Source organism: Kovacikia sp. CALU 1929 (genome assembly GCF_056784235.1).
Genome location: NZ_JBXBCF010000067.1, coordinates 49,134 through 74,904, shown reverse-complemented (window position 1 = coordinate 74,904; position 25,771 = coordinate 49,134). Strand labels below are relative to the sequence as shown.

General features: G+C 49.7%; 18 protein-coding genes, 1 tRNA gene and 2 pseudogenes. 10 read left to right on the top strand and 11 right to left on the bottom strand.

Annotated elements, in window-relative coordinates; genetic code table 11:
* Positions 1 to 62 precede the first annotated feature (62 nt).
* Positions 63 to 1,462, top strand: a pseudogene (locus AC1S52_RS14910) (glycoside hydrolase 100 family protein).
* A gap of 103 nt (positions 1,463 to 1,565) precedes the next feature.
* Here the strand turns inward: AC1S52_RS14910 and AC1S52_RS14905 are convergent.
* From AC1S52_RS14905 to egtC, 6 genes are all read right to left on the bottom strand, one after another.
* Positions 1,566 to 2,705 (bottom strand): serine/threonine protein kinase, encoded by a 1,140-nt coding sequence (locus AC1S52_RS14905; RefSeq protein WP_482029811.1) that lies wholly within the window; start codon positions 2,703 to 2,705, stop codon positions 1,566 to 1,568.
* Between the two features lie 79 nt (positions 2,706 to 2,784).
* Positions 2,785 to 4,725, bottom strand: coding sequence for a serine/threonine protein kinase (locus AC1S52_RS14900; RefSeq protein WP_482029810.1), 1,941 nt, complete (start codon positions 4,723 to 4,725; stop codon positions 2,785 to 2,787).
* A 272-nt stretch (positions 4,726 to 4,997) separates the two neighbouring features.
* Complete coding sequence (locus AC1S52_RS14895) at positions 4,998 to 5,906, bottom strand: carbohydrate ABC transporter permease (protein WP_482029809.1); 909 nt, start codon at positions 5,904 to 5,906, stop codon at positions 4,998 to 5,000.
* Positions 5,907 to 5,978: 72 nt separating this feature from the next.
* Positions 5,979 to 6,779, bottom strand: a complete 801-nt coding sequence (locus tag AC1S52_RS14890; RefSeq protein ID WP_482029808.1) for a Uma2 family endonuclease — start codon at positions 6,777 to 6,779, stop codon at positions 5,979 to 5,981.
* A gap of 187 nt (positions 6,780 to 6,966) precedes the next feature.
* Complete coding sequence (locus AC1S52_RS14885) at positions 6,967 to 8,397, bottom strand: SUMF1/EgtB/PvdO family nonheme iron enzyme (protein ID WP_482029807.1); 1,431 nt, start codon at positions 8,395 to 8,397, stop codon at positions 6,967 to 6,969.
* A complete protein-coding gene (gene egtC / locus AC1S52_RS14880; protein WP_482029806.1) occupies positions 8,366 to 9,154 on the bottom strand; it encodes an ergothioneine biosynthesis protein EgtC in 789 nt (262 codons plus the stop codon). The genes AC1S52_RS14885 and egtC overlap by 32 nt, the downstream gene beginning before the upstream one ends.
* Positions 9,155 to 9,632: 478 nt before the next feature.
* Here egtC and AC1S52_RS14875 point away from each other — a divergent pair, with 478 nt between their 5' ends.
* Together AC1S52_RS14875 and AC1S52_RS14870 are read left to right on the top strand one after the other, a co-directional pair.
* Positions 9,633 to 10,718, top strand: a complete 1,086-nt coding sequence (locus tag AC1S52_RS14875; protein ID WP_482029805.1) for a glycosyltransferase family 4 protein — start codon at positions 9,633 to 9,635, stop codon at positions 10,716 to 10,718.
* Between the two features lie 48 nt (positions 10,719 to 10,766).
* Positions 10,767 to 12,242, top strand: a complete 1,476-nt coding sequence (locus AC1S52_RS14870) for a glycosyltransferase family 4 protein (protein WP_482029804.1) — start codon at positions 10,767 to 10,769, stop codon at positions 12,240 to 12,242.
* Here the strand turns inward: AC1S52_RS14870 and moaC are convergent.
* A complete protein-coding gene (gene moaC, locus AC1S52_RS14865; protein WP_482029803.1) occupies positions 12,234 to 12,815 on the bottom strand; it encodes a cyclic pyranopterin monophosphate synthase MoaC in 582 nt (193 codons plus the stop codon). The two genes, AC1S52_RS14870 and moaC, sit on opposite strands and share 9 nt — an antisense overlap.
* A 34-nt stretch (positions 12,816 to 12,849) precedes the next feature.
* Here moaC and AC1S52_RS14860 point away from each other — a divergent pair.
* The 5 genes from AC1S52_RS14860 to AC1S52_RS14840 all read left to right on the top strand — a co-directional run bounded on the left by AC1S52_RS14860 (position 12,850) and on the right by AC1S52_RS14840 (position 17,434).
* Positions 12,850 to 12,923 (top strand) — tRNA-Arg (locus AC1S52_RS14860).
* A gap of 206 nt (positions 12,924 to 13,129) precedes the next feature.
* Complete coding sequence (locus AC1S52_RS14855; protein ID WP_482029802.1) at positions 13,130 to 13,450, top strand: J domain-containing protein; 321 nt, start codon at positions 13,130 to 13,132, stop codon at positions 13,448 to 13,450.
* A 368-nt stretch (positions 13,451 to 13,818) separates the two neighbouring features.
* On the top strand, positions 13,819 to 15,213 hold the full coding sequence (glmU, locus tag AC1S52_RS14850) for a bifunctional UDP-N-acetylglucosamine diphosphorylase/glucosamine-1-phosphate N-acetyltransferase GlmU (protein WP_482029801.1): 1,395 nt from the start codon (positions 13,819 to 13,821) through the stop codon (positions 15,211 to 15,213).
* A 152-nt stretch (positions 15,214 to 15,365) separates the two neighbouring features.
* Positions 15,366 to 16,385 carry a metal ABC transporter solute-binding protein, Zn/Mn family gene (locus AC1S52_RS14845; RefSeq protein ID WP_482029800.1) on the top strand — a complete coding sequence of 340 codons (1,020 nt, stop codon included), beginning with the start codon at positions 15,366 to 15,368 and terminating at the stop codon, positions 16,383 to 16,385.
* 125 nt (positions 16,386 to 16,510) lie between these two features.
* Positions 16,511 to 17,434, top strand: coding sequence for a metal ABC transporter ATP-binding protein (locus AC1S52_RS14840; protein WP_482029799.1), 924 nt, complete (start codon positions 16,511 to 16,513; stop codon positions 17,432 to 17,434).
* Positions 17,435 to 17,530: 96 nt separating this feature from the next.
* On the opposite strand, the gene AC1S52_RS14835 is transcribed toward AC1S52_RS14840, so the two are convergent.
* Both AC1S52_RS14835 and AC1S52_RS14830 read right to left on the bottom strand, forming a co-directional pair.
* A complete protein-coding gene (locus AC1S52_RS14835) occupies positions 17,531 to 17,959 on the bottom strand; it encodes a hypothetical protein (protein WP_482029798.1) in 429 nt (142 codons plus the stop codon).
* 54 nt (positions 17,960 to 18,013) lie between these two features.
* Entirely contained in the window at positions 18,014 to 19,384 is a 1,371-nt protein-coding gene (locus AC1S52_RS14830) for a hypothetical protein (RefSeq protein ID WP_482029797.1), read from the bottom strand.
* A 481-nt stretch (positions 19,385 to 19,865) separates the two neighbouring features.
* Between AC1S52_RS14830 and AC1S52_RS14825 the strand changes: the two genes are divergently transcribed.
* Together AC1S52_RS14825 and AC1S52_RS14820 are read left to right on the top strand one after the other, a co-directional pair.
* The gene (locus AC1S52_RS14825; RefSeq protein ID WP_482029796.1) at positions 19,866 to 21,032 is read left to right on the top strand and encodes an MGDG synthase family glycosyltransferase; all 1,167 of its coding nucleotides are present in this window, start codon (positions 19,866 to 19,868) and stop codon (positions 21,030 to 21,032) included.
* 15 nt (positions 21,033 to 21,047) lie between these two features.
* Entirely contained in the window at positions 21,048 to 22,610 is a 1,563-nt protein-coding gene (locus tag AC1S52_RS14820; protein WP_482029795.1) for a glycoside hydrolase family 1 protein, read from the top strand.
* Positions 22,611 to 22,749: 139 nt separating this feature from the next.
* Here AC1S52_RS14820 and AC1S52_RS14815 read toward each other — a convergent pair.
* Positions 22,750 to 22,956, bottom strand: a pseudogene (locus AC1S52_RS14815) (IS1/IS1595 family N-terminal zinc-binding domain-containing protein); the annotation flags it as partial.
* A gap of 561 nt (positions 22,957 to 23,517) precedes the next feature.
* Positions 23,518 to 25,677: a prolyl oligopeptidase family serine peptidase gene (locus AC1S52_RS14810; protein WP_482029794.1), complete on the bottom strand. Its 2,160-nt coding sequence runs from the start codon at positions 25,675 to 25,677 to the stop codon at positions 23,518 to 23,520.
* Positions 25,678 to 25,771: the final 94 nt, after the last annotated feature.

Genomic DNA, 25,771 nt, shown 5'->3' with positions numbered 1-25,771 from the left:
CAATTCTACCAAAAGCCACCTATAGAGTTTCTGAAGCTTTTTTTCCCTGAGTTTTCTTGATCATGAGATTGTCTGATTTACAAACACCCACCCTCGAATCTGCCTGGGAAATCTTGGAGCGTTCCATCATTTACTACCAGGGAAAACCTGTCGGCACCGTTGCGGCACAGGATCCGGATGTGGATGCTCTTAACTATGACCAGTGCTTCATTCGAGATTTTGTTTCTTCGGCACTGGTGTTTCTCATGCAGGGAAGGACGGATATTGTCCGCAACTTTTTGGTGGTGACGCTGAAGTTGCAGAGCCATGAACGGCAAATGGACTGCTTCCAACCGGGACCGGGGTTGATGCCTGCCAGTTTTAAAGTCATCCATGAAGAAGGTCAGGATCGGCCGGTTGCCGACTTTGGAGAACACGCGATCGCCCGTGTTCCTCCGGTGGATTCCTGTCTCTGGTGGGTATGGCTGCTGCGGGCATACTGCAAAGCCACGGGTGATTTCTCCCTGGCACATCAACCCGATTTTCAGGAGGGCATCCGGCTGATTCTGGATATGTGCCTGGTCCATCGGTTTGCCATGTACCCCACCATGCTGGTTCCCGATGGTTGCTGTATGATTGACCGTCGCATGGGTGTTTATGGGCATCCCCTGGAAATTCAGGTATTGTTCTACACAGCTTTGAAAGTGTCCCAGGAATTGCTTTTAGCCGATGCAGTGGGAGAGGCATACCTCCACAAAATCCAGAATCGTCTGGGCGCACTGCAATACCATGTGCGGGAATATTACTGGATTGACCTGAAGCGACTGCGGGAAATCTACCGCTACAAAGGGGAGGAGTTTGGGCTTGAAATCGCCAACACCTTCAATATTTATCCAGAGTCAATTCCTGCCTGGTTAACGGACTGGTTGCCGGACAAGGGCGGTTATCTGGCAGGTAACCTGGGTCCCGGACAGATGGACTTTCACTTTTTTGCCCTGGGAAATCTGCTGGCAGTTATGGTCTCTCTCGCCAGTCCGCAGGAGTCTCAGGCGATCATGAACCTGTTTGAGGAGCGGTGGCACGATTTGATGGGGTACATGCCTGTCAAACTGTTCTTTCCCGCCCTGGAAGGGGAGGAATGGCGGATTGTGACTGGATGTGACCCTAAAAATCGCCCCTGGTCTTACACAATGGCGGCAACTGGGCAGTCCTACTCTGGCTGTTTGTGGCGGCGGCTCAGAAAACGGGCAGAACAGACCTCGCAGAACGGGCGATCGCTCTTGCCCAGGAGCGGCTGATGCAAGACAAATTTCCCGAATACTATGATGGCAAAAATGGGCGGCTGATTGGGCAGGAAGCCCGCCTGTACCAGACCTGGAGCATTGCCGGATTACTGGTCGCCCGCCTACTGATTGACAATCCAGACCATCTCAAGTTGATCGGCATGGAAGAAAGCATACAGCCTACAACCTGCGAACTATGATGTACCCCATCAACTAGGGAGTTGCTGATTCTGGGTATGAATTGGGAGTTGTATGAATTGAAACTTCGTTCCAATTCATACTACTATTCAGCACCACCTTTCTCTATTGCAACGACAACAGCAAACGTTGGCGAAATTTGTCCGCTTGTTGAGGATTGGGAATTTCAGCGGCGACGGCTTCAATGAATTCCTGAGAGGACAAATCAGGGGAGTTAAATAAAATCTCCTCCAGAATATATTTCGCCATTGGACCAATACAGTGAGTCAACTCTTGCTGGCAAAGCTCAATGAATTCCGCAGCAAATTTAGAAGGCTGGTCTGTTCCAGGTTGGGAATTAATGACTAACGGTTCAATGAATGGTTCAATTTCATTTTGGATTCCGCCTTCCAGCGATCGCTCTAAGTGAAACAACACTTCTTGAGCCGATTGATAACGATTCATTGGTTTCTCTGCCAACATTTTGCTCAAAATTGGACGGAGATTAGAATCACTACTAACATAAGATTGCCATCGCCATTCAAGGGACTGTTGATCAATTAAATCTAGTGGTTCCCTTCCGGTTAAAAGAACAATGGCAGTAACGGCGAGAGCATAAAGATCGCTACAGGGGTAGCACTGCCCTACCCGGATTTGTTCTGGTGGAGAGTAACCAAATTTGCCAACAAATGAAAGATGCTCTGACTCATCAACTCGGGTAGAATTGCCGCCCCAAATCTGAGACACTTTCTGTTTAACCAAACCGAAATCAATCAACACTGGCTTCGGTTGACCTTTAGGCAACATGATATTATCTGGAGAAATATCACGATGAACAATACTATTTTCGTGCAAGTGGGCGAGTACAGGTAGCAAATCTTTTAGCCACTGAATCACTTCCGTTTCAGAAAAGTGTTTGCCTTGCTTTTGCCGCTCTTTCAATAAACGGAAATAGGTTTTACCGTCAATATACTCCTGAACAATGATTAAGTTTCCCGCCTCTTCAAACCAGGCAAGAAATTTAGGAACTTGAGGATGATTGATTTTGTATAAAACTCTGGCTTCTCTTTCAAAGAGTTTACGCGACCTTTGCATCGCCTGTTGATCAACACCAGTAGGCAAAAACACCTTAAGAACGCACAATTCGCCGCAACGTTCAACATTCGATGCCAGGTAGGTACGCCCAAACCCCCCTCGCCCAAGAACCCCCTCAATCTGATAACGGTTCTTGATGACAGTTCCAATTTCGATCTCTGCTTTTAGCACGGCTAGACGAGTTCTTGGTGTGAGGAATTCAGGAAAGGGCTATTTTAGCCTTCAGTTTACTACAGGATAAAGGAGTCATTTATGAGTTCAGTGCCAGTAATAGACGCTGGCGAAACTCCGCAGCTTGCTGGGGATTGGGAATCTCCGCCGCAAGGGTGTCGATCAGTTGATGGGCAGAGAGTTGGGGTTTTTGATCCAGGGTATCCTCAACAATATATTTCGCCATTGGACCAATACAGCGGGTAAGCTCTTGTTGACATTGGTTGGTAAAGGACTGGGTAAGCTGCAAAGATGTCACTGGCTGAGGGTGGATTGCTGACTTCGTTGCTGCCGATTCTGATGTCTGACCTCCTTCTTTTCTGCCTGAGTACATCGATTTTTGAGGTTTTTCAGCACTGGATGGAGCGTCTGGTTCTGTTGTCATCATCTTCTTAAACTCGGCAGCTTGTTGCGGATTGGGAATTTCAGCCGCCAGCGCTTCGATCAGTTGCTCTCTGGAAATGTTGGGATTGTCATCAATGGTGTCTTCCAGAACGCACGTTGCCATCACCCCAATATAACGACTGAGGACTTGCTGACAGTGGTCCAGGAAGGTGGTGTCTAGTTGGGGAGAGAACGTTTGAAGTTGAATTTCAGACTTTAAAGACTCAAAGGAATGAGGTTCAATTATCTTACTAACGGTCGGTATCGGCTGAGCTGTGAGTACCGTGGAAATACTTCTCTTAAACTCAGCAGATTGTTGGGGATTTGGGATTTCAGCCGCTAATGCTTCGATCAATTGCTCTCTGGAAATATTGGGATTGTCATCAATGGTGTCTTCCAGAACGCACGTTGCCATCATCCCAATATAACGACTAAGGGCTTGCTGACAATGATCTAGGAAGGTTATATCCAGTTGGAGGGAGGATGTTTGAGGTTGAATTTCAGGTTGTAATGACTCAAAGAAATGACTTTCAGCGCCTTCTGAACTTTGGGCAGGTAGGGAAAAGTCTGATGAAGATTCTAGGTCAGTGTCTATCGAAAGCGTGTTTCTCAAAAATTCTGCCTGTGCTTGTAATTCTTTGAAGTAGTCTGTTTCTTCAATCTCAGCAATTTGCAAATTTTTGTTCGCTTCATCGATCTCAATCTGAAGCTGTAAAGATGGCTCATTTTCAAGCAGAATTTGCGCTTCAGGCTGTAACAGGGTAAGGATTTCTTGGGCTGATTGAAAGCGATCGCCCGGTTTCTCAGCAAGCATTCTATCCAGAACCCCTGCCAGCAGATCGCTAACATCGGCATGGGAACGCCATTGCCACTCTAGCGAACGGTTCATCAGCGAACTGGGTTGTTTACCTGTTAGCAGTACGATCGCGCTGACTGCTAAAGAATAAAGGTCGCTACAAGGGTAGCATTGCCCCATCCGAATTTGTTCTGGAGGAGAATAGCCAAATTTGCCCACGAAGGAAGCCTCATGCATGGGACTGGAGTTGTTCGACGCGAGATCCCAAATCTGGGATACTCGCTGCTTTACCAATCCAAAATCGATCAACACAGGCTGTAATTGACCATCCGGCAGCATTATATTATCGAGAGAAATGTCGCGGTGAACAATTTCATTTCTATGCAGATAGTCCAAAACTGGCAACAAATCTTGGAGCCACTGGTTAACCTCTATCTGGGAAAACGGCTGCTCTTGACGGGCAAGGCGTTCGTTTAACAACCGAAAATATGTCTTGCCGCTAATGTACTCCTGGACGATGAACAGACTTTCAGAAAATTCAAACCATGCTAGAAACTTAGGAATTTGAGGATGATTAATTTTGTATAGAATTCTGGCTTCTCTTTCAAACAGCTCGCGGGCTTTTTGAACAGCATATCGTTTGGTATTAGAAGGCAAAAATTCCTTCAGGACACAGGGTTCATCGAAACGTTCGCTGTCAGACGCCAAATAGGTACGCCCGAACCCTCCCTGCCCTAGAATGTCCTGAATTTGATACCGATTATTGATTAAGGTTCCAATGCTTATCTGTGCTTCTGTCATGACCAAGTGCCTGATTGCATTTGGAGATACAGGAATCCCTTGAGTGTTTGAGTATTAGGAATCCGATTTGAGCTTTATAGCTTTTCTAAAACAAAATTGTGATGAAGCAGGGGCTTCAGTCGCAAGATAGGTAGAAGGAATTAAGCGGCATTGCAATAGGGTGTTTAATCTCTGTCTTAACTCTAAACGATTCGGCAAGGAATTATACCGAGTTAGCATAGATAGTATTTTTTATCCTACAAATATCCTACAAACGCTTGTTTTTGAGCAGCTTACACCTCTGGCTTTACTGTGAACCGCTCCAAACTCAACCGCAAAACTGAAAGCCCCAAAATAACCAAAAACATCACCAGACCAATTGTGCAGGCGTAACTCATCTCCAGGTTTTGAAATGCCTGCTCATAGACGTAATAGACCAGGGTTTTGGAACTGTTACGCGGTCCCCCCTGGGTCATGATATAGACCTCTTCAAACACCTTGGTGGCAGAAATGGCAGAGATGACTGTCACTAGCAGCAGGTAGGGGCGCATCAACGGTACGGTGATATCCCAATGTTTTTTAATGCCATCGGAACCATCGATCGCCGCTGCCTCATACAAATCGGGGGGGATTGCCTGTAGCCCTGCCAGGTAAATCACCATGTAATAGCCCAGCCCTTTCCACACCGTCACCGCCATCACACTAAAAATGGCTAATTGGGGGCTGGTCAGCCAGGGAATTCCAGCCTGGGTCATACCAACCAATCTCAATAGTTGGTTCAGCAGTCCATTTTCGGCGTAAAGCCATTTCCAGGCGATACCCGCCACTACCATCGAAATCACCACCGGGATATAGTAAGCCACCCGAAACCATTGGATGCCTCGCAATTTCTGATTCACCAGAATTGCCAATCCTAATGGCAGTGATACTAGAATGGGCACCACACCAGTTAGATACAGTAACGTATTACGAAAGGTCTGCCAGAAAACGGGATCAATCAGTAACCGTTGAAAGTTCTTGAACCCAATCCATAAGGGCGGTTGGGTCAAATCATACTCAAACTGGGTAAAGCTAAGGAAAAATGCCTGAATCGCAGGATAGAAAACCGTTAGACTCAGAAGAACCAGAGCAGGCAGCAGAAACAGATAGGGCGTGAGCCGATGTAGCAGGCGATCGCGGTCTTTAAGAATCCACTGGATCATTTCGAAGGTAAAGGAATTACAGGCTAGAAAAACTAGCTCATCATACCAACTGTCTTTAACCGTTAGGGCTAATTACCCCCCATTTGGCTCAACTCCGAGATCCCGTAATCGAGCTTTCAACCGTTCTACTTCTGCTTCCGCCTGTTCTGCCCGTTGACGTTCTTGCTCTGCCCGTTGACGTTCTTGCTCTGCCCGTTGGCGTTCCTGCTCTGCCCGTTGACGTTCTTGCTCTGCCCGTTGACGTTCTTGCTCTGCCCGTTGCTCTGCCTGTAGTCGTGCCGCAATTTCTCGGTGCAATGCCTCCGCCATCTCATCGGGGACCAGTAATTTTTCCCCAGTATCTTCCCGGTAGAAACTAATCAGATGCCCTTCTACCTGCAACCGAAGACCCAGTGGTTGGCTGCGATTATCTGTAATGGGTTCGTAAGTTTCACCCCGCAGTCGATAGCCGCGCAACTGCTCAGGAATCCATTCTCCTTTGGGATCAAACATCCAGTATTCAGGAACTTCTAGCTGTTCATAAAGGGTTTTCTTAAATCCCTGATCCTGCTCCCGTGTGCCTTCAGAAGTCACTTCAAAAATGACCGATGGAATTTGCCCTTCTTCCCAGGTCTTGTAGTTGTCCCGTGGGCCGGGAGGGACATTGAAAATCACCATTCCATCAGGAGCCACCCGCAATTTGGGAAACCCCTGGGCGTAATAGAAAAATTGGTTCGTCAGTACAATCACCGACTGCCCCGCAAAATACTGCCGCAGAGCAACCACCAGGCTAATAATCGCATCGATATGAATCGAAGTTTCTGCCAAAGGCTCACCATCAGAACTGGGATAAAAGACCTGCCCAGCCTGGGCATACGGTACTACGGTGGTCATAATAGCTTGGGCGAGGATAACGATTAAGTCTATCTTACCGAGGGTGAAAGCTAAAGGATGAAGTTGAGCCTTCGAGCGTTGAAAGTTAAGCGGTAATGGGGAATGGGTTCGTCCTTTGTCATTCGTCCTTTGTCATTTGTAAGTACTAATGACCAATGACCAGTGACCAATGACCAATGACCAACAACTAACAACTTTCTCCCCCCCTCACACACCTGAAGCCTGCCATGATCTCCCTTACATGGGGGTGGTACCAGTTACGGAAGGAAGACCGCAGTGCCCAGGGGAGCGTTGCCCAACTGCCGCCTCTCAAAACCCGGTGCTGCTGGTCAAAGTAAGCCTGGGAGTAACCCCGGTAAGGGTAGGGTTCAAAGCCGTCATAGCCAGCAAACCAGGAAGCAGTCCATTCCCAAACATTACCCAGAAGGTCATAGCACCCAAAGGAACTTTTTCCCACAGGATAGTGAGTGACGGAAGTGGTGTGTCCATTTAAATGGCTGTGATTACAGAATTCAGAATTTGGCTCCGCTTCACCCCAGGGATAACTCTGGCTCTCTCCAGTGTCTGGATTCCAGCGAGCCGCTTTTTCCCATTCCAGTTCAGTGGGTAGACGCTTGCCCACAAAACGGGCATAAGCATCCGCTTCGTACCAACTCACCCCACACACTGGATGCTGATCCCACTCAGGATCAGCTTTCCCATAAAGGGGTTGGGTAACCTGGGCAGATTGCAGCCAATTCCATCCTGCTGCTGACCACCAGCGTGAATCTTGATACCCTCCTGCCTCTATAAACATCTGGTAATGCTTACAGGTCACAGGATAGAGATCGATCCAGTAGGTATCCAGGTAAACCGAATGGGCTGGACGCTCATTATCTAGGGCTTCAATGGAGTCGCTACCGCAGGTAAAGGCACCCGCAGGGATACACACCATGTCAGGAGTTGAAAGTTGAGAGTGAAGAGTTGAGAGTGAGGAGGGGAAAGTTGAGAGTTGAGAGTGGGGAGTTCTCTCTGCTCCTCTGCCCCCTTGCTCTCCTGCCCCTTTGCTCCTCTGCTCCTCTGCTCCTCTGCCCCCCTGCCGCTGGTGCTTAATTAGCTCAAGAACAAGGGCGATCGTTTCCCCATGTTGGCTCTCATGTTGTAGCAAAAACCGCCACAGTCTTTCTTCTTCCTCAAGCGGAGCCACATCTAAGTATTCAAAGACCCTCTCCCTGACGCAGTCTAAATATGACTGAATTTCCGGTAAAGAAGGGAGCATTACCCGTTCTGCTTTGGGCAAGCCATCCGCCGCAAACAGACGGCGATACTGGGGAAACTGGCAAGGTTGTCCAGCACAGTGTTGCAGCAGCCAGAGCGATTCGGTGTAGGCGATGTGTCCTAAGTGCCAACCAATTGGGCTGAAATCGGCATGAGCCTGAGAGGTGAAGGTCTCGTAGTCGATGCCTTCAAACTGAGCAAGCGTCAATTGCCGACATTGCTGCATCCATTCACGGAGTAGGAGCCTGGTACTGGCGGAAGAACCCTCATCCATGAAGGAAGAATGGGCTGCGGCACCTGCCTCCTGTTGCTTAGCTGCCTTGGAATTTTCAAATCGACTGAACCTGGATATCGAGGGCATGGCTAACGGTAAGAATGCTGTGTTCAGGGAATGGGATCCAGTTACCGGGGAATAGAGGCTCGGAAGCAATCAGAACAGACTGGGGTAGGAGAGGATCGTCACGCAGCCAGTAGAGCGAGGGGACTGCCGATCGCCCTGAGAATCGGGATGCTACAAGCTGTTGCCCATCACTCAGAATCAAATTGGCAGAAAAGCTAACTTCCTGCTCGTCCGCCAGGATTTGCAGGATCGTCAGTACCCGATCTAGTGCTTCTGTCAGAGAGAGTTCTGGCGAGGCTTCCAGTTCATGAATGACCAGGGCAAAGAGATGCTCTGAGTCGGTACTACCTTTGATTGCCCGGTATGCCGTATCGCTCAGGCGATCGCGGATGGGGCGATAGAGCGTTTCTCTGAAGTTGGCAATAAAGCCATTATGAACACCTAAGATGAGACGATGCTGAAACGGCTGACAATTGCTCAGATCGACTGCCTGCCCTGCTGTTGCACTACGAATATTTGCCAGTACACAGCCCGACTCGACAAAGCGACTGAGGTTGGGCAAATTCACATCACTCCAGATCGGGAGAATATTTTTGTAGGTAAATGGCTCCGTGTGTTTTTGTGGATGGTACCAGCCAATCCCAAACCCATCGGCATTGAGCAATCCGGCTGTCATTTCGCGGGGTTGGTAACTTTGCACAACCAGCGAATGTTCAGGTTTAGTCAGCAGGTGATCCAGATCAACAGCAGGACCAAGATAGCCCAATAAACGGCACATAGGGAAGGTTATCTCCAAACATAGCGGTTGTGGAGATTGTAACCGTTTGCGATCGCTACCGGCTTCTACCTGGCTTCTCTACCTGGCTTTAAGAACAACTTCCGCATCCGGGACAGGCTCAACACCCGTCATTCCTCAAACCGCAGACAGCCCGATTCATCGCTCTCACGTAGAGCTTGATTGAGTAATTACTACTACCTATCTACTCATACCACGAGGCTGGAAACATCAGAACTTTTTAACCATATGGTAATTCTTAAATATATTCGGTAAAACAAAATCATCAAGTTCGGATAGCCCTACCTCTCAAGGGAGAAGTTTCCCTATTTGCGAAAGTGTAAGATTTCCATTAGATTCTTGACTGTGGCTCATGATTTGATACAATGCGCGACTTCAGACATGCAAGGGACTGAGTGAGCATTCCCGGTTAGGAAATCATTGTTTTTCTTGCTATCCATCATCTAGTAGGAGGTTTGTCATGCGGATTGCTCAGATTGCTCCCCTATGGGAGCGGGTTCCGCCTCCTGCCTATGGCGGTGTGGAGCTGGTGGCTGGGCTTTTGACAGACGAGCTTGTTCGCCGGGGGCATGATGTGACGCTGTTTGCGTCAGGCGATTCCGTGACCCTCGCCAAACTGGAATCGGTCTACCCGCGTGCGATTCGGCTAGACCCCGAGGTTAAGGAATACAGTATTTACGAAATGCTCGAACTCAGTAGAGTGTATGAACGGGCACAAGAATTTGACATCATCCATTCCCATGTCGGCTGTGCGGCTCTACCTTACGCCGCTTTGGTGAAACCCCCCACTGTCCATACTCTGCACGGGGTTTTCACTCCTGATAACGAGAAGCTATACGCCCATGCCTGCCAACAGCCCTATGTCAGCATTTCCAATGCTCAACGAGAGCCTAAGTTGGGGCTAAATTGCGTGGCAACGGTCTACAACGGGATTGAGCCGTCTAGATATGTCTTTTATCCCCAACCCAGCGAGCCACCCTACCTGGCATTTTTGGGGCGGTTGTCCCCTGAGAAGGGTCCCCATCTGGCAATTGAAATTGCTAAACGGGCGGGCTGGCGGTTGAAGATGGCAGGCAAAGTCGATGAAGTGGATCGGGACTTTTTTGAGCAGGCAGTGAAGCCCCACATTGATGGTGAGCAAATTATCTACCTGGGTGAGGCAAACCATGAGCAGAAAAGTCTGTTGATGGGTAATGCCGTTGCCACTCTATTTCCCATTACCTGGCGAGAACCTTTTGGGCTGGTCATGACTGAATCGATGGCGACTGGAACGCCTGTCATTGCAATGGAACTGGGTTCGACATCCGAGATCATTGCCCACGGGAAGTCCGGATTTCTGTGCCATAGCGTTGAAGAGTGCGTCAGTGCGATCGCCCAGGCTGCCCAACTTGATCGGCTCGCCTGTCGAGAACATGTGATCCAAAATTTCAGCGTCCAGCACATGGTGGATGGCTATGAGGCGGTTTATCAGCAAATTCTGGCGGAACGGTTTAGTCGAAATGGTCAAGTTTACAAGTTTGCAGGTTCAGTGAGTCATGGTCATTAGTAAACAGGTGGAGCGTGAGCGTCCACCTTTTTTGTGAGGTAACTAGAAATGACAAACTTCAATAACACCAAACCCAGTAGTACTACCAAAGCGGTTGGCTCGGCTGCAAATTCTGTAAAATCTCCCTATGTTTCGCCCCGGCAGGCTGTGCCCAACCGACAGGCGATCGCCCTGATTTCCGATCACGGCGACCCGGCAGCAGACATTGGCAAGGAGGAAGCGGGGGGGCAGAATGTTTACGTCCGCCGAGTCGGTGAAGCGCTGGCACAACTGGGCTGGCAGGTGGATATGTTTACCCGCAAAACCCGTGTCGATGACCCCGCGATCGTGCAACATTCGTCCTATTGTCGTACCATTCGCCTGGTTGCCGGACCCCAGGAATTTATTCCCCGTGACGAGTTATTCAGCTACATGCCGGAGTTTGTAGAAGCATTCCAGAAGTTTCAGAGCAAGGAAGGTACTAACTATCCGCTTGTCCATACGAACTACTGGATGTCGGCATGGGCAGGGTTGCAACTGAAGCAGCAGAGCAATATTCAACTGGTTCACACCTATCATTCTCTGGGAGCGGTCAAGTATCGGGCGGTGACGTTGCGTCCGGCGATCGCGGATACTCGACTGGCAGTTGAGCAGCAAATCCTGGAACAGGCAAATCGGATTGTGGCAACCAGCCCTCAAGAAGAGGCAGATCTGCGTTCACTGGTGTCTTGTCAGGGACAAATCGAAGTCATTCCCTGTGGTACGGATATCGAAAATTTCCATGTCATTCCTAAACTAGAAGCCAGGGCAAAACTAGGGTTCAAGCTAAATGAGTCGATTGTCCTTTATGTAGGACGATTTGACCCGCGCAAAGGGATTGAAACCCTGGTGCGTGCCTTCGCCCAATTGAAACAGGGGACGGAGTACCGGGTAGCGGGTTCAGACGCAATCTATCCTGTTACCCACCATTCCCACACTGACAACCTGCGCCTGGTAATTGTGGGTGGGAGCGACCCTGACCATTCTGATGGGCAGGAGCGGGAACGAATTGAAAAAATTGTCAACGATTTGGGAATTGCCGACCAGACAGAATTTGTGGGTCGAGTCGGGCATGATCTGCTGCCGCTCTACTACACAGCCGCCGATGTGTGTGCCATTCCCAGCCATTATGAGCCATTTGGACTGGTGGCGATCGAAGCAATGGCGTGTGGAACACCCGTGGTTGCTTCTGATGTGGGTGGTTTGAAGTTTACAGTTCTACCAGAAGAAACCGGGATTTTGGTGCCCCCGACGGATGTGGAGGGGTTTGCCCAGGCAGTTGATCGGATCTTGTCCGATGAATTGTGGGCAAGAAAGCTGAGACGGCAGGCTTCCCTGCGGGTGCAGCAAAACTTTAGCTGGACGGGAGTTGCCGCTCGGCTCAGTGACCTTTATCGGCGATTGTTAGCCCAATCTATTTCTAATGATCTGTTTCTGGGCGATCAGAAGCCAGTCCGTTCAGAAGCGCCAGCTTATGTCCAACGGACAAATGTGGTATCAGCGTAGGTAGTCGCCCGACTTGCCGCCCGATTTACTGACTAAGCGAATGTACTCAATCTGAATCGATTTCTCCAGGGCTTTTGCCATGTCATAGAGGGTGAGAGCTGCCACTGAAACAGCCGTCAATGCCTCCATTTCAACTCCCGTTTCTGCCCTGGTTTTGACCTCTGCCCTGATCCGGTATCCCGGTAGATCAGGGGCAGGGGTCAACTGCACTTCCACTTTTTGCAACGGTAGGGGATGGCAGAGCGGAATCAGGTTCGCCGTTTGCTTGGCTGCCATAATGCCCGCCAGCCTTGCCGTACCCAAAACATCCCCCTTGGGCGCATTGCCCGCCGCGATCGCTTCAAAGGTTTCCTGCAACATGCGTACCTGCCCCTCGGCAACCGCCTGACGCACCGTTTGGGCTTTGGCAGAGACATCCACCATGTGTGCCTGCCCCTGGTGGTCTAGATGGGAGAGGGAAGAGGAGGGAAGGGGGAGAGGAGGGGAAGCGTCCTGTGCCTGTCTGTCCTGTAACTGCTCTGGCACATCCTCTGACTGGTCTGGGAAGAAGAAAGAATCAGAAATTTGTGACATTGAAACAAGGTGTGGTAGGATAAGAATCTTGTGAGGGCTTGTAGCTCAGTGGACTAGAGCACGTGGCTACGGACCACGGTGTCGGGGGTTCGAATCCCTCCTAGCCCGTCTAAATCTATCATTAAGCAGTCCTGTCAGGCGTTTAACGTCTGGCAGGATTTTAGTTTGAAATTTGTTTCAGTACCATTCCTCTAGCCAGTGAACTTCTGCCATCCGAAAGATGAAACAGCCACCTGTTCACAATACTGTGGGGTTAGCCAAACCAGAGGCATAACAAACTCGTGGTTAACTCTGCTGGAGTAGTGTGAACAGTCATGACTCTTTTTGAAGCCTGCTCAACTTTAATTAATGGTGCCTTAGCGTCTCAAGCAGAAGTTAAGGATGCTTACCAAAGACTTGCTCGCCTGGTTCACCCTGATCTAAATTGCGAGAATGAAGATGGAGAAGCACAGTTGAAGGAAATTAATGCAGCCTACGAGATGCTGTGCCATCACGATGACAAGGTCTTCAAATTTCTTAAACCGCGCGACTGTGAGCCAACGTCAAAAGGTTTCGCAGACGATTCTCCCGGCGAGATTAGCAAAGGTCAATTTGCTCATTCAATCGTGGGTAATGCAGCTTTTAATAAGATTTGATCCCTTAAGGAGATTTTTCAACAAGCTTGTATCCTGAGCGAAGTCAAAGGCTACAAGCTCGTTGAGCCAAGTCAAGACAGTGGGTAATTTGTTTGCTACAAATCACCTTAATGTATACACGGCAAACCGTCATAGAACGGGATGTGAATTGAGCTGGCGGTTTGCAAGATATACCTGGATGATCTAAAACTGGATAATTCAAAGCACCAGTTGAACCGCTAGTGCCTTATAAATAGGAACGGAGATCAAGTGTTTGGGCGCTTTATTTCTGCGATACAAACAAACTGGTTCAACCAGAACTGCTTGCAGCGCCTGTCATTGCTGGCAACGGTTGCATGAACCAGGTCGATAAAAGTACGAGAGGTCTAATGGTAGCGGTTGCAATTTTGGCGGCTGGGAAAGGGACTCGGATGAAATCCGACTTGCCCAAAGTTTTGCATCACATGGGGGGGCGATCGCTGATTCAGTGGGTACTCCATAGCCTTTCACCGCTTCAGCCTGTGCGTCAGTTGGTTGTGGTTGGCTACCGGGGCGATCAGGTGAAAGCAGCCCTTGCTTCCCTGGATAGTAGGCATGGATCTACGCTGGAGTTTGTTGAGCAACCCGAACAACTGGGAACGGGTCATGCCGTTCAACAACTGCTACCCCATCTCAAGGGATTTCAAGGAGATCTGCTCATTTTGAATGGGGATGTGCCCCTGCTCCGTCCTGAGACACTCCACCTCCTGCTTCAAACCCACCAGGAGCACCAGAATCCGGCAACGATTCTGACTGCCCACATACCCAACCCAAAGGGCTACGGGCGGGTTTTTTGCAACGGTCAAAACGTTTTGCAACAAATCGTCGAAGACCGGGACTGCACGCCTGCCCAGAAGCAAAATCGTCGGATCAATGCCGGAGTTTACTGTTTTCGCTGGGCTGATCTGGCAGCAGTCTTGCCCAGCCTTACCGCAGACAATAACCAGGGTGAATATTATTTGACGGATGCGGTCAACTTTCTCGACCCGGTAATGGTTGTGGATGTGGAGGATTACCAGGAGATTTTAGGGATCAACGATCGCAAGCAACTGGCAACCGCCTATGACATCCTGCAAACCCGAATTAAGGATCATTGGATGACCGCAGGGGTGACATTAATTGACCCCGATAGCACCACGATTGACGATACGGTGCAGTTGGAACCGGATGTGGTGATTGAACCCCAGACCCATCTTCGAGGCAAGACCCTGATTCAGGCAGGCAGCCGGATTGGTCCCGGTTCCCTAATTGAAAATGGGCACATTGGCAAAAATGCAACGGTGCTTTACTCGGTGATTACCAACAGTTCCGTGGCGGACGGCACGCGGGTAGGTCCCTATGCCCACCTGAACCGGCAGGCACACGTGGGGAGTGGTTGCCGGATCGGTAATTTTGTTGAACTGAAAAATTCCACCCTGGGAGACAAAACCAATGTGGCACACCTCTCTTACATCGGGGATGCCACCCTGGGGAGCCAGGTCAATATCGGCGGCGGCACTATTACCGCTAACTATGACGGGGTGAGGAAACATCGAACAAATGTTGGCGATCGCAGCAAAACTGGTGTTAACAACTCTCTGGTGGCTCCCCTAACGGTAGGAGAAGATGTGATTATTGGCGCAGGTTCAACCATTACTGAGGACCTTCCGGATAACAGCTTAGCGATCGCCCGTGCCCGTCAGGTGGTGAAACCAGAGCGGGGGGTGAAGTCGAAGCTGCCAGCGATACCAAAGGATGAAAGTTAAGGGATGAAAGCTGTACGGCTCTGCCGTTCCCGCAGGGTAGGATGAAGCGTAAGGGCTAGAATAAGATTCGTTCTCAATGTAGGATGATAATCGTTATCATTGAGTACACACTCTTTTGCTCTATTCTTTTCCTTTGCGCTGGAAAATAGCCTATGGTGAGCTTCAACCTGCGACGATTCATGATTGCTTCCCTATTGCTGCCGCTGATAGCGGCGAGTGGATGCAGTTCAACGACTACACCTGCCACCCCAGAACAATCTACCAATGCCCAATCTTCTGCCTCAAATCAGCAAATTAGGGTATTAACGACCTTTCTGCCGGTTTATTTATTTACTAAAGCAGTGGCGGGCGATGCAGCAGAAGTAGACATCCTGATCCAGCCTGGAACTGAGGTGCATGAGTATCAGTCCACCCCAGCAGATGTGCAGGCGATCTCCCAGGCAGATATGCTGGTCAAAAACGGGCTGGGCATCGAAGCTTTTTTGGAGGGCACGATCAAGAGTGCCGAAAATCCAAAACTGAAGGTGATTGATGCCAGTGCTGGGATTGAACCTGTGAAGGAGATCTCCCCGGTTGTGGCAACCAGCGGGGAAAAGGCTCACAGCCATGACGACCATGACCATGACCATAGCCATGAAGGTGGCAAAGGTGCCCATGTTCATGCCGACGGCAACCCCCACGTCTGGCTTGATCCTTTGTTGGCAAAGAAACAGGTGGAAAACATTCGAGATGGGTTGATTGCAGCAGACCAGACGAACGAGCCTGTTTACAAAGCAAATGCCGCCGCCTACATTCAAAGGCTCTCTAATTTGGACAACCAGTTTCAGCAAACCCTAAAACCTTACCAGAACCGCACGTTTATCACCTTTCATGATGCGTTTCCTTACCTGGCTAAACGTTACCAGCTTAAACAAGAAGCCGTCGTAGCGATTCCAGGGGATCAACTTTCCCCCGGAGATGTCCGGGAAACGATCGCGGTGGTCAAGCAGTTTAACGTCAAAGCGTTACTCAGTGAACCTGGTGTTGATAACCAGTTGCTAACTGGGATTGCTAAAGATCTGAACTTGAAGGTATATCCACTCGACTCATTAGAGGTTGGACAGCTAGACCCCAACTACTATTTCACGGCAATGGAGTCGAACTTGAAAACTTTGGAAACCGCATTTAAGTAGTCCTTCTCGGTAGGGATGGGGAAGTAATGAGTAGCCGTATGAATGAACAAACCTTCAACTCATACCACTTCTGACTCATACCCAGAATCAATCATGCCGTGGGGATGGATAGGAGAGCAGGAAGGATGAGTGCCCATTCAATCAATATAAGTCCGGTGGAACCGCCGGTTGTTCGAGTTCAAAATTTGACGGTTTACCGGGGACAGTATGCGGCAGTGCAGAACGTTTCGTTTGATCTGCACCCTGGCACTTCAACGGCGATCGTCGGTCCCAACGGTTCTGGCAAGAGTACGCTGGTTCAGGCAATGTTGGGTTTGCTTCCCTATTCAGCGGAAACGGTTGAAATTTTAGGTCACCCGATCGCCCATCTAGGCAACCTGCGTCAACAAATTGGCTACATGCCCCAAAATTTCATCTTCGATCGCAACTTTCCCATTTCAGTCGGTGAATTAGTTGGATTAGGGTGGGTTAGGGGCAGTCTGGGGGCAGAGAGGTGGAGGAGCAGAGGAGCAGTTGGAGCAGTAGAGCAGAGAAACGTCTTAAACCGACCAACAACTAACAACCAACAACTAAAAACTCTATCCCACGCCCCACGCCCCACGCCCCGATCTCCATACCCAGTCTCATTCCCCTGGCAACCTGACCCAGAAAAAGTGGAAGCCGTTGCCCAGGCACTTCGACGGGTAAATGCTTACCACCTGAAACGGCAGGCGATCGGAACTTTGAGCGGGGGCGAAATCAAGCGAGTACTGCTGGCGTACTGTCTGGTCGTACCGCGTCGGTTGCTGGTGCTAGATGAAGCCTTTGCTGGAGTAGATGTGCAGGGCGAGGCAGAGTTTTATGACCTGCTCAAAGAGTTAATGGTGGCAGAAGGCTGGACATTGTTACAAATCTCCCATGATCTGGATATGGTCAGCCGTACCTGTGATCACGTTCTTTGCCTGAACCGATCGCTCATCTGTTCGGGCTGTCCCGAATTTGCCCTCTCCCCCCAAAATCTACTGGCAACCTACGGTCCGGCATTTGGGCGGTATTATCATCAGCATTGAGAGTGTAGGTGTTAGGTGTTAGGTGTTAGGGAGTGAGGGAGAAATACCATCCACTCAAAATTTCCAACTTTCAACTTTCAACTCTCAACTCACAACTCATTGATTGCTGTCTATATGATCTACTACGACCCCTTCGGTCGGTGACAGAGAACGGTCTAGTTGCCCTTCGGAGGCTTCTACTTTGGTTGAAAGTGCCTTTAATTTTTGCCGCGCTTTGTCTCGTCCAAATTCGATCGCTTGATTACGAGATTCATTTTTGCCAATGATTTTTTTAGTGGTGTCTAAGCCTTTGTGGATGCTGTTGGCTGCTTTTTCAATTTCTTTAGCTTTGCGTTTGGTTTCAACGGGTGTTTCAGCAAGATAGGTCGCAGTATCACTCTGCATCAATGGTTGAAAAGCATTGTCTGCGTTTGCCTGAGCCGGATGAACCAGCAGCAACCCGACAAACATGAATAGCTGTAAGATGCCGAGGGCAAGGATTCGACGGGGTTGAATCGCTTTGAAAATTGAAAAGATGGGTGGCATGGGGATCCTAGTAGAGTAACGTCAGTGGATGAGAAGTGGATGAAAATTGCAGCGTTAACCAGCGGTCGGGAGGTTCTCTATCCCGGTTTTAACGATGTCCTGGTCAATTTCAAACCGCTGTTGCATAGCTTCCAGTACCCTGGCTTCCTCTGGGGAAATGGTGCCGTCAAGCTGGGCGATCGCGTAACAGCGTGAGAAGGTCAGAATTGCGAAGTCTTGATTCATTTGATCCAGTAGGGCACCTAAGGGTTGGGGTGCTTTCAAGTGGGCTGAGATTGCCTTTAGCGAATTGGGATGCAGCCCAATGGATTGGAGATTAGGCAAAATGTCTTCCCAGGACTTTTCTGGATAGCTGGCAAGCAACATATGCGCTAGAATTTGATCCATGATTGCCTGTTGAGAAATAGCTACATCCAGGTAATGTTCGCTCTGATCATGAATGTCCTGGAGCGTTTCAGTTGAGGTTTCTACCACACCCGGATCTAGCTTGGCCTCGTAAAAGCGACAGGCTGCATACCCCAGGGCATAGAGCATCGTTGCGTTTGCGCTGGCACCCACCAGTGCCCCTACCAACGGTAGGTTTTTGACAAACACCAGTCCTGCTCTAATTGCCCGACTGCCACCCAGCGCTAAGCCAAAAATGGCGATCGCCTCTCCTTTGCGAGCCGGATCCTTTAAATCCAAGCCATAGGCAGCCGCAATTTGATAAAGCATTTCGGTTTGCAGCGCGGTTGTGGTTGCCAGATCCACTGCCAAAAGCGCGATCGCCTGTCCGGGTACCAAGTTGCTGGCTAACCCTACACCGCCTGCATAAACTGCTTTTTCTACCATGAGCCGATGGGCAATCTGACTGGGCGATTCTTCCGGGTACTGTTGCTGGAGCTTCCGCACCACCTCCGTCGCCTTCACAATATCCACCTGATCACTGGATTCCACCAGCCAGTTAAGCTTCAGTGCTCTGGTAAGTCTGAGAATCAGAGGATTGTCACTCACATAGGAGACCGCCTGCCCGGTGCCTTCCGTAGCATGGGCAACCAGACGATGGGATTGCTTATAGGCAGTATCCCCAACCTCTGAAGTCAGCTTGAGTGCCGATTCGCCTGTTTGAGCAGCGTTTCGACCAATCACCCCCCCCATTTTTGCAGAGGTTTTGGCGATCGCCTGACCCGTCTGAACCAGTTTGTTATACACATTCTTTCCCAGTCCGACCACCGCGCCAGCCGTTGATTTGATCATCGACGCTGGAAGTGCAACGAGATGCTTTTTACCAGAGTTGCCCGGTTTTAACCCAGTATCCAGGGAATTGGTAGCGGAGCCTTCGGTGGAAGCGTCAAGCCCTGACGCTAGTTCAGTACTTAGGTCAGTACTTAAACCTGTTTGAGGGCTTAATTCTGATTCAGATAGTGCTTGCGGTTTGCTGTTCATAACGAGTCTCTCAACACCCAGAGGTATGGACTCAAGCCTAGCTATGTAAGCATATTTAATGCCTCAATCTCAGGGAGGTTATTGATGGCAACCGTTCTCATCGTTAGGACATAGGACTGAAATCCCCAGGAGGACTTTAAAGATAGGGCGTTGCTGAAAAGCGGGATGAATTGCAACGAAGTTTCAAGCATCCCGCACCTTTTTTATCCCAGACTCAGCAACGCCTTAAAGATTAGGGTATGGGGTGCCGGGTGAGGGTGCCCTCATACCAGTGAAACCGCTGTCGCATAGCCGTTTGAGAGCTGAGATTTTACAGGCGTGCGATCGCTTTCTATCCCCATTGCCCCCAAATGCTTCATACAATTGGTATAGGCTTGGTTATTCTTACAGAGGGATAGCGTCTGCCTGTTTAAAGTGATTCTATAAAAAAGTTCTTTGACTGATTCTCTTCTTCGGTTTTCCACCATCCAAAAGGATGCCCATGACACGAATCCTAATCTTGTATGCTTCGCTGGGATCAGGTCATATTAGTGCTGCTAAGGCACTTCGGGAAGCATTTGCCCGTCGCCCAGATGTAGAAGTTCAGATTGAAGATGCCTTCGATCATGCCAGTCCGTTGTTACGGGAGACCATTACTACTATCTATGAACGCCTGAGTGAGCGAGTTCCCCATCTTTACCGGGTCATTTACGAAGGCAGCGATGTCGAAGACCTGGAAGAGTCTATGAGCGACAACCTGCTGTTTGCCAAAATTGAGCGTCCCTTTCTCAAAGATCTGGAGCGGTTGATTAAAGATAGTCAGTCCGATGCCATTATCTGTGTGCAACAGATTCCCAGTCGGTTGTTGCAACTAATGAATCGGGCGGGCGAACTGCCCCAGCCTCATTATGTCGTTGTGACGGATGTTATGGCGCATAGTACGTGGTTAATGCCAGGAGTCAAAGGATATTTTCTACCCAGTGATTTAACGGCTGAAGTTTTGATTCAGCGCGGAGTTGAGCCTTCTCTGGTCCATGTTACGGGCATTCCAGTCAAACTAGAAATTGGTGAACCCAAGTCTCAAGCAGAGATGCGACGGCGGCACAACTTACCTACCGATGTTCCTGTGGTGACAATGTTTGGTGGCGGCTTACAAGCCAAACGAGTACGTTTGATTGTGTCGAAGCTGTTAGAAAGCTCAATGCCTGGGATGGTGGTGGTGGTGGCAGGACGGAACGAGAGTTTACTGGATAAACTGGAAGACTTGACCGATGGGGCGCGAATGAAGCTGCGTCGATTGGGCATGATTGACTATGTGGATGATCTGGTGGTAGCTAGCGATCTGGTGATTACGAAGGCTGGGGGCTTAATTACCAGTGAGGTACTGGCGCGGGGAACCCCAATGGTCATTTTTGACTCCTTCCCCGGTCAGGAAGAATGGAATGCAGACGTGGTTTCAGCCATGGGTGCAGGCGTTCAGCTACGTCTGGCGGGGATGGTACCCCCTACGGTACTGCATCTGCTTAATCAACCGGATCAGTTAGCATTTATGCGCCAAAAAGCGCCCAAAATTGGTCAGCCCCATGCTGCCCTAAAAATTGCTGACATTATCCTTGAACAGTTGCGGTCCTCTAAAGGGGAGCAGCGTGAGCCGATAGAGCAACATTAAAGATCCATGAGATCCATGCAAACAAAATCGAAATCTTCGACTACCGACTCGTTTCTTTGGGGTGTAGCCACATCCGGCTATCAGAGCGAAGGTGGCTTTAATGGGCACCAACAACCCCAAAATAACTGGTCACTGTGTGAGCAAAAAGGCAGGGTGATGCGAACTGGGACGGCTGCCAACTTTTGGAATCGCTATGAAGAAGATTTCCAGTTCTGCCAGGGAATGGGGCTAAATGCTTTCCGAATTGGATTGGAGTGGGCACGAATTCAGCCAACTGAGTCTACCCATCGGGCATCTCCGCCGCCGTTTGATTATGCGGCTCTAGATGCCTATGGCGATCGCCTCGCTGCCTGTCGTCGGTATGGGTTGGAGCCAGTCGTTACCCTGCACCACTTCACCCATCCTGCCTGGTTAGGCTTGGATGCATGGTTATCAGAGGATACCGTCGATTACTTTGTAAACTATGTTCGCACCACCGTAGCTCACATCAATCGGCGGTTGACCGATCGCTACCAGCTTCCCCCAATTCACTGGTTCATCACGATTAATGAACCCAACATGTTGGTCACCAGTACCTACCTCAGCGGGCAGTTTCCAGGGGGACATTCAGAACGAGGCATTAGCGCAGTTCTGCGTGCTTACAATCACATGCTGACGGCACACGTCAAAGCCTATAACTGCATTCATGACCTTTACGATGCAGAGGGCTGGGTAACTCCCCAGATTTCGCTCAACACCTTTTGCAGCGATCTCTACTGGTCAGAAAAAGCCCTGTGGGATCTGTTAAGTCTACCGGAACGGGACGTTAAACCCGCCAATGTACGGGAGTTTATTCATGAGAAAGCCAAACAATTGGAGGCTACCTTAAAGCATACGACGCTCCCTTTTCGCCATGATCTGCCCTACCAGGCAGGACGGTTGACCCACTTCATCACCAATTTTTTGGGCTACCGGATGTTTGACATCCAGTATTTTGACTCCTACCTGCAAGCGCTGAATCAGTCACACCGGGAATCGGTGTTTGATTATGTCGCGATCGACTACTATGACCCCTTCGTTGCTCACCTGTTCCGTCTGCCATCCTTTTCAGACTTTGAGTTTCAAAGTAGAACCATTCGGGACTGGCTGATGGGCGGCATCACCAGCAAATGGTGGGACTGGCGCAGTTTGCCGGAAGGGTTGCACTTCTTCTGCAAATACTACTCAGAGGATCTGGGCGATCGCCCAATTATGATTGCTGAAAACGGGATGGCACTCCGCCGCAAGCCCAATAACAGCATTGCGACCCGTCGTAGCGATCAGCTTCACCGCAGCGAATTTCTTAATTTACACCTGGCACAGGTAGAACGGCTCCGGCAAGAACATGTCCCTTTAGTGGGTTACATGCATTGGTCCCTGACCGATAACTATGAATGGGGTTCCTATACACCCCGATTTGGCTTGCTCAGTATCGACTTTGAACAGGGCAGCGATCGCTCGATTGAAGATCACCTGGGCGATCGTCCCTCCGAAACCTATGCCCACCTCATTCGGGAAGCCCAGTCGAAGCAGGTGGCGATGCCTGATAAAAACCAATGAAAAGAATGTTCACTCCCGTCATGGCGAACAGCTACATTAACGACAATGATGTCTCTGAGCATGGTCAGGGGGACTCTAGCGGCTGAAAATATAGTTAGACTGACATCTTTTGTGGGCACTTTGGATGTCGGAGTTGGAGCTTGAGTCGCTTACTGGAAGCTGAACCTGAACCATTAACATCCATTTTGAGGCATTCTCGTTTGAACTCATCTGGGTATCCTTTCAGAGGGTCATAGAGGTCAATCAATTGGTGACCACAATCAACACAGATGTGATTTTGCTGACCTCTTTTCTTCCCATTCTTACGGATATGAGTGGAGCCGCATTCAGGACATTGCGTGAAAATCCCCCCTAATTCATACCCCTGTTCTGCAACGCCTACCAGATCGTAGGGGGCAGGTTCAGTGAATCCCCTTTTGCGGCCGCCACTGGGTTGGAAAAACCTGCCCTTACAAGGAGATTCTTTCGTGGAAACCGTCTTACACCTATCCATTCCCAATCGGTTATTTCTAGTGGTCCATTTGTATCGAACCTTGCCATTTTTCCAGGAGTGTAACCTGTCTGCAAATGGGGTATCGAGTATAGGTACCTGACCCAACGAGGCGAACCACCTGAGGTGACTCAGGAGGAAAACTGGGTGCAATTTTCATGGTTGGACCATGTCCAGTTGTGGGTGGCACGGTTGCTGTCCAACTTATTGACACAGCCGCAAATCTTTGCGCTGGGCACGGGAAAGCCCCTTTGCCCATCCTACAATATCGGCAAGTTCTTTACTAACGCAGTTGCTGAACTCATACCAGAGGATACTAGTGTTGCAAACACTAAATTTTGCAACATGGGGGCTTTGCCCCCAAGAAGGGGTGGAACTCCTTCACCCCTTGCAAAACTTTTGTTTTGTTGTACTAGACTATTCTCCTGCATTCACGTCTAAAACTCTGACCAGGAATGCCCAGCGGTCTGCGGACTCCTCAATTAACTTGGTGGTTGGTTTACCGGCTCCATGTCCGGCTTTGGTTTCAATCCGGATCAGGACTGGGGCAGAGCCGTTGTGGGCGGCTTGCAGAGCGGCAGCGAATTTAAAGCTGTGGGCAGGAACGACGCGATCGTCATGGTCTGCGGTGGTAATTAGTGTCGCCGGATAGGCAGTGCCCGGTTTGAGGTTGTGCAGCGGGGAATAGTGATAGAGTGCCTTGAACTCCTCTGGGTCATCGGGAGAGCCGTATTCTGAAGTCCATGCCCAACCGATCGTGAACTGGTGAAACCGCAGCATGTCCATCACACCGACTGCCGGGAGGGCGGCACCAAACAGGTCAGGCCGCTGGGACATACAGGCACCGACCAGTAAGCCGCCATTACTTCCCCCTCCGATCGCCAACTTTTTAGGAGAGGTGTATTGATTCTCAATCAGCCATTCCGCAGCCGCCATAAAGTCATCAAACACGTTTTGCTTGTTTAGCTTCATGCCTGCCTGGTGCCAATCTTCACCATATTCACCCCCACCTCGAAGGTTGGGGACTGCGTAAATGCCACCCATCTCCATCCACACCAGCAGACTGACGGAGAAACTGGGAGTCAGGGAAACATTGAACCCGCCATAGCCATAGAGGTAAGTGGGATTATTACCATCCAGGGTTAATCCCTGCTTGTGGACAATGAACATTGGCACCTTTGTGCCATCTTTGCTGTGGTAGAAGACCTGGCGAATTTCATAATCATCTGGATTGAAATCGACCTTGGGTTGGCGGAAGACCGTACTTTCTCCTGTCACCATGTCATAGCGGTAAATGGTGGGGGGAGTCGTGAAGCTGGTAAAGCTATAGAAGGTTTCGGTGTCTTCTCGTTTGCCGCCAAAACCACCAACCGAACCAATTCCGGGTAATTCCACATTTCGGATGAACTGCCCCTCCAGGTCGAAAATCTTGACCTGATCGTAAGCATCTTTCAAATAGGTCGCCACAAACTGATGGTTGAGGATACCGATGCCTTGCAAAGTTTCCGCTGTCTGGGGAATGATCTCCTGCCAGTGGTTGCGATCTGGATTCGTAACGTCGATCGCAATCACCCGTCCCCTCGATGCATCCAGATTGGTCCGAAACCAGAAGCGGGTACCTTCGTTGTCAATAAAGCTGTACTCCGCTTCAAAAGTGTTAATTAACTCAACCACGGGCGCATCGGGAACCGACAGATCTTTGTAGAACACCAGATTACGACTGTCGGTTCCCAACCAAACCGAAACAATCAGATAGCGTCCATCCTCGGTGACACCCCCACTGAAGCCCCAGTCTTTTTTGTCGGGACGTTCATAAATCAAAATGTCTTCGGATTGGGGCGTTCCAAGCTGGTGGTAGTATAGCTTCTGATAGTAGTTGACATCCTCTAGCTTGCTCTTTCCTTCTGGTTGATCGTAGCGGGAGTAAAAGAATCCCTGATTGTCATGGGTCCAGGACGCGCCGGAAAACTTGACCCACTGCACCTGATCACTGAGGTCTTCCCCTGATTCCACATCCCGGACTTTCCACTCCTGCCAGTCGGAACCGGAAGTGGACAAACCATAGGCCATCAGCTTTCCATTATCACTGATTGCCAGCCCTGAAAGGGCAACCGTACCATCCTCAGACAGGGCATTAGGATCCAGTAGGACTCGTGGCTGATCATCCAGGGACTTGAGCGTATAGAGAACGCTCTGATTTTGCAACCCGTCGTTTTTGAAGTAGAAGTAGCGCTCGGTGGTAGCATCCTCCCTAGAGTTTCCCTCTTTGAATGGAATACTGAATTTCTCGAAATTCCATAGTTGGGTCAAGCGTTGGCGCAAGCGATCGCGCCCCGGAATCTGATTTAAGTAGCCAAAGGTGAGCTTGTTTTGTGCCTCCACCCAGGCTTTTGTTTCGTCTGAGTCAGGATTTTCTAACCAACGGTAAGGATCGGAAACCTTTACACCGTGATACTCGTCAACATGGTTGACTTTCTGAGTCTGGGGGTAGAGAAAAGACTGGGCAGCGGTCATAGCGGAGGATACCAAGCAACTTTGTCCATAGTGCCAGATGAAGACGATTAGTGTGGTGACCATAACCAGAAAAATTTGGTTTTTCCACTGCCTGCGTCTGCGCCTGGAAGCATCCATTCCTGTCAACAAAGAAAATTTAAGATATGTAAACACCTTC

Bases quoted from the DNA above. Each gene is read 5' to 3' on its own strand.
- AC1S52_RS14900 (WP_482029810.1), bottom strand. From the start codon at position 4,725: ATGACAGAAGCACAGATAAGCATTGGAACCTTAATCAATAATCGGTAT.
- AC1S52_RS14895 (WP_482029809.1), bottom strand. From the start codon at position 5,906: ATGATCCAGTGGATTCTTAAAGACCGCGATCGCCTGCTACATCGGCTC.
- AC1S52_RS14890 (WP_482029808.1), bottom strand. From the start codon at position 6,779: ATGACCACCGTAGTACCGTATGCCCAGGCTGGGCAGGTCTTTTATCCC.
- AC1S52_RS14885 (WP_482029807.1), bottom strand. From the start codon at position 8,397: ATGCCCTCGATATCCAGGTTCAGTCGATTTGAAAATTCCAAGGCAGCT.
- egtC (WP_482029806.1), bottom strand. From the start codon at position 9,154: ATGTGCCGTTTATTGGGCTATCTTGGTCCTGCTGTTGATCTGGATCAC.
- AC1S52_RS14875 (WP_482029805.1), top strand. From the start codon at position 9,633: ATGCGGATTGCTCAGATTGCTCCCCTATGGGAGCGGGTTCCGCCTCCT.
- AC1S52_RS14870 (WP_482029804.1), top strand. From the start codon at position 10,767: ATGACAAACTTCAATAACACCAAACCCAGTAGTACTACCAAAGCGGTT.
- moaC (WP_482029803.1), bottom strand. From the start codon at position 12,815: ATGTCACAAATTTCTGATTCTTTCTTCTTCCCAGACCAGTCAGAGGAT.
- AC1S52_RS14855 (WP_482029802.1), top strand. From the start codon at position 13,130: ATGACTCTTTTTGAAGCCTGCTCAACTTTAATTAATGGTGCCTTAGCG.
- glmU (WP_482029801.1), top strand. From the start codon at position 13,819: ATGGTAGCGGTTGCAATTTTGGCGGCTGGGAAAGGGACTCGGATGAAA.
- AC1S52_RS14845 (WP_482029800.1), top strand. From the start codon at position 15,366: ATGGTGAGCTTCAACCTGCGACGATTCATGATTGCTTCCCTATTGCTG.
- AC1S52_RS14840 (WP_482029799.1), top strand. From the start codon at position 16,511: ATGAGTGCCCATTCAATCAATATAAGTCCGGTGGAACCGCCGGTTGTT.
- AC1S52_RS14835 (WP_482029798.1), bottom strand. From the start codon at position 17,959: ATGCCACCCATCTTTTCAATTTTCAAAGCGATTCAACCCCGTCGAATC.
- AC1S52_RS14830 (WP_482029797.1), bottom strand. From the start codon at position 19,384: ATGAACAGCAAACCGCAAGCACTATCTGAATCAGAATTAAGCCCTCAA.
- AC1S52_RS14825 (WP_482029796.1), top strand. From the start codon at position 19,866: ATGACACGAATCCTAATCTTGTATGCTTCGCTGGGATCAGGTCATATT.
- AC1S52_RS14820 (WP_482029795.1), top strand. From the start codon at position 21,048: ATGCAAACAAAATCGAAATCTTCGACTACCGACTCGTTTCTTTGGGGT.
- AC1S52_RS14810 (WP_482029794.1), bottom strand. From the start codon at position 25,677: ATGGTCACCACACTAATCGTCTTCATCTGGCACTATGGACAAAGTTGC.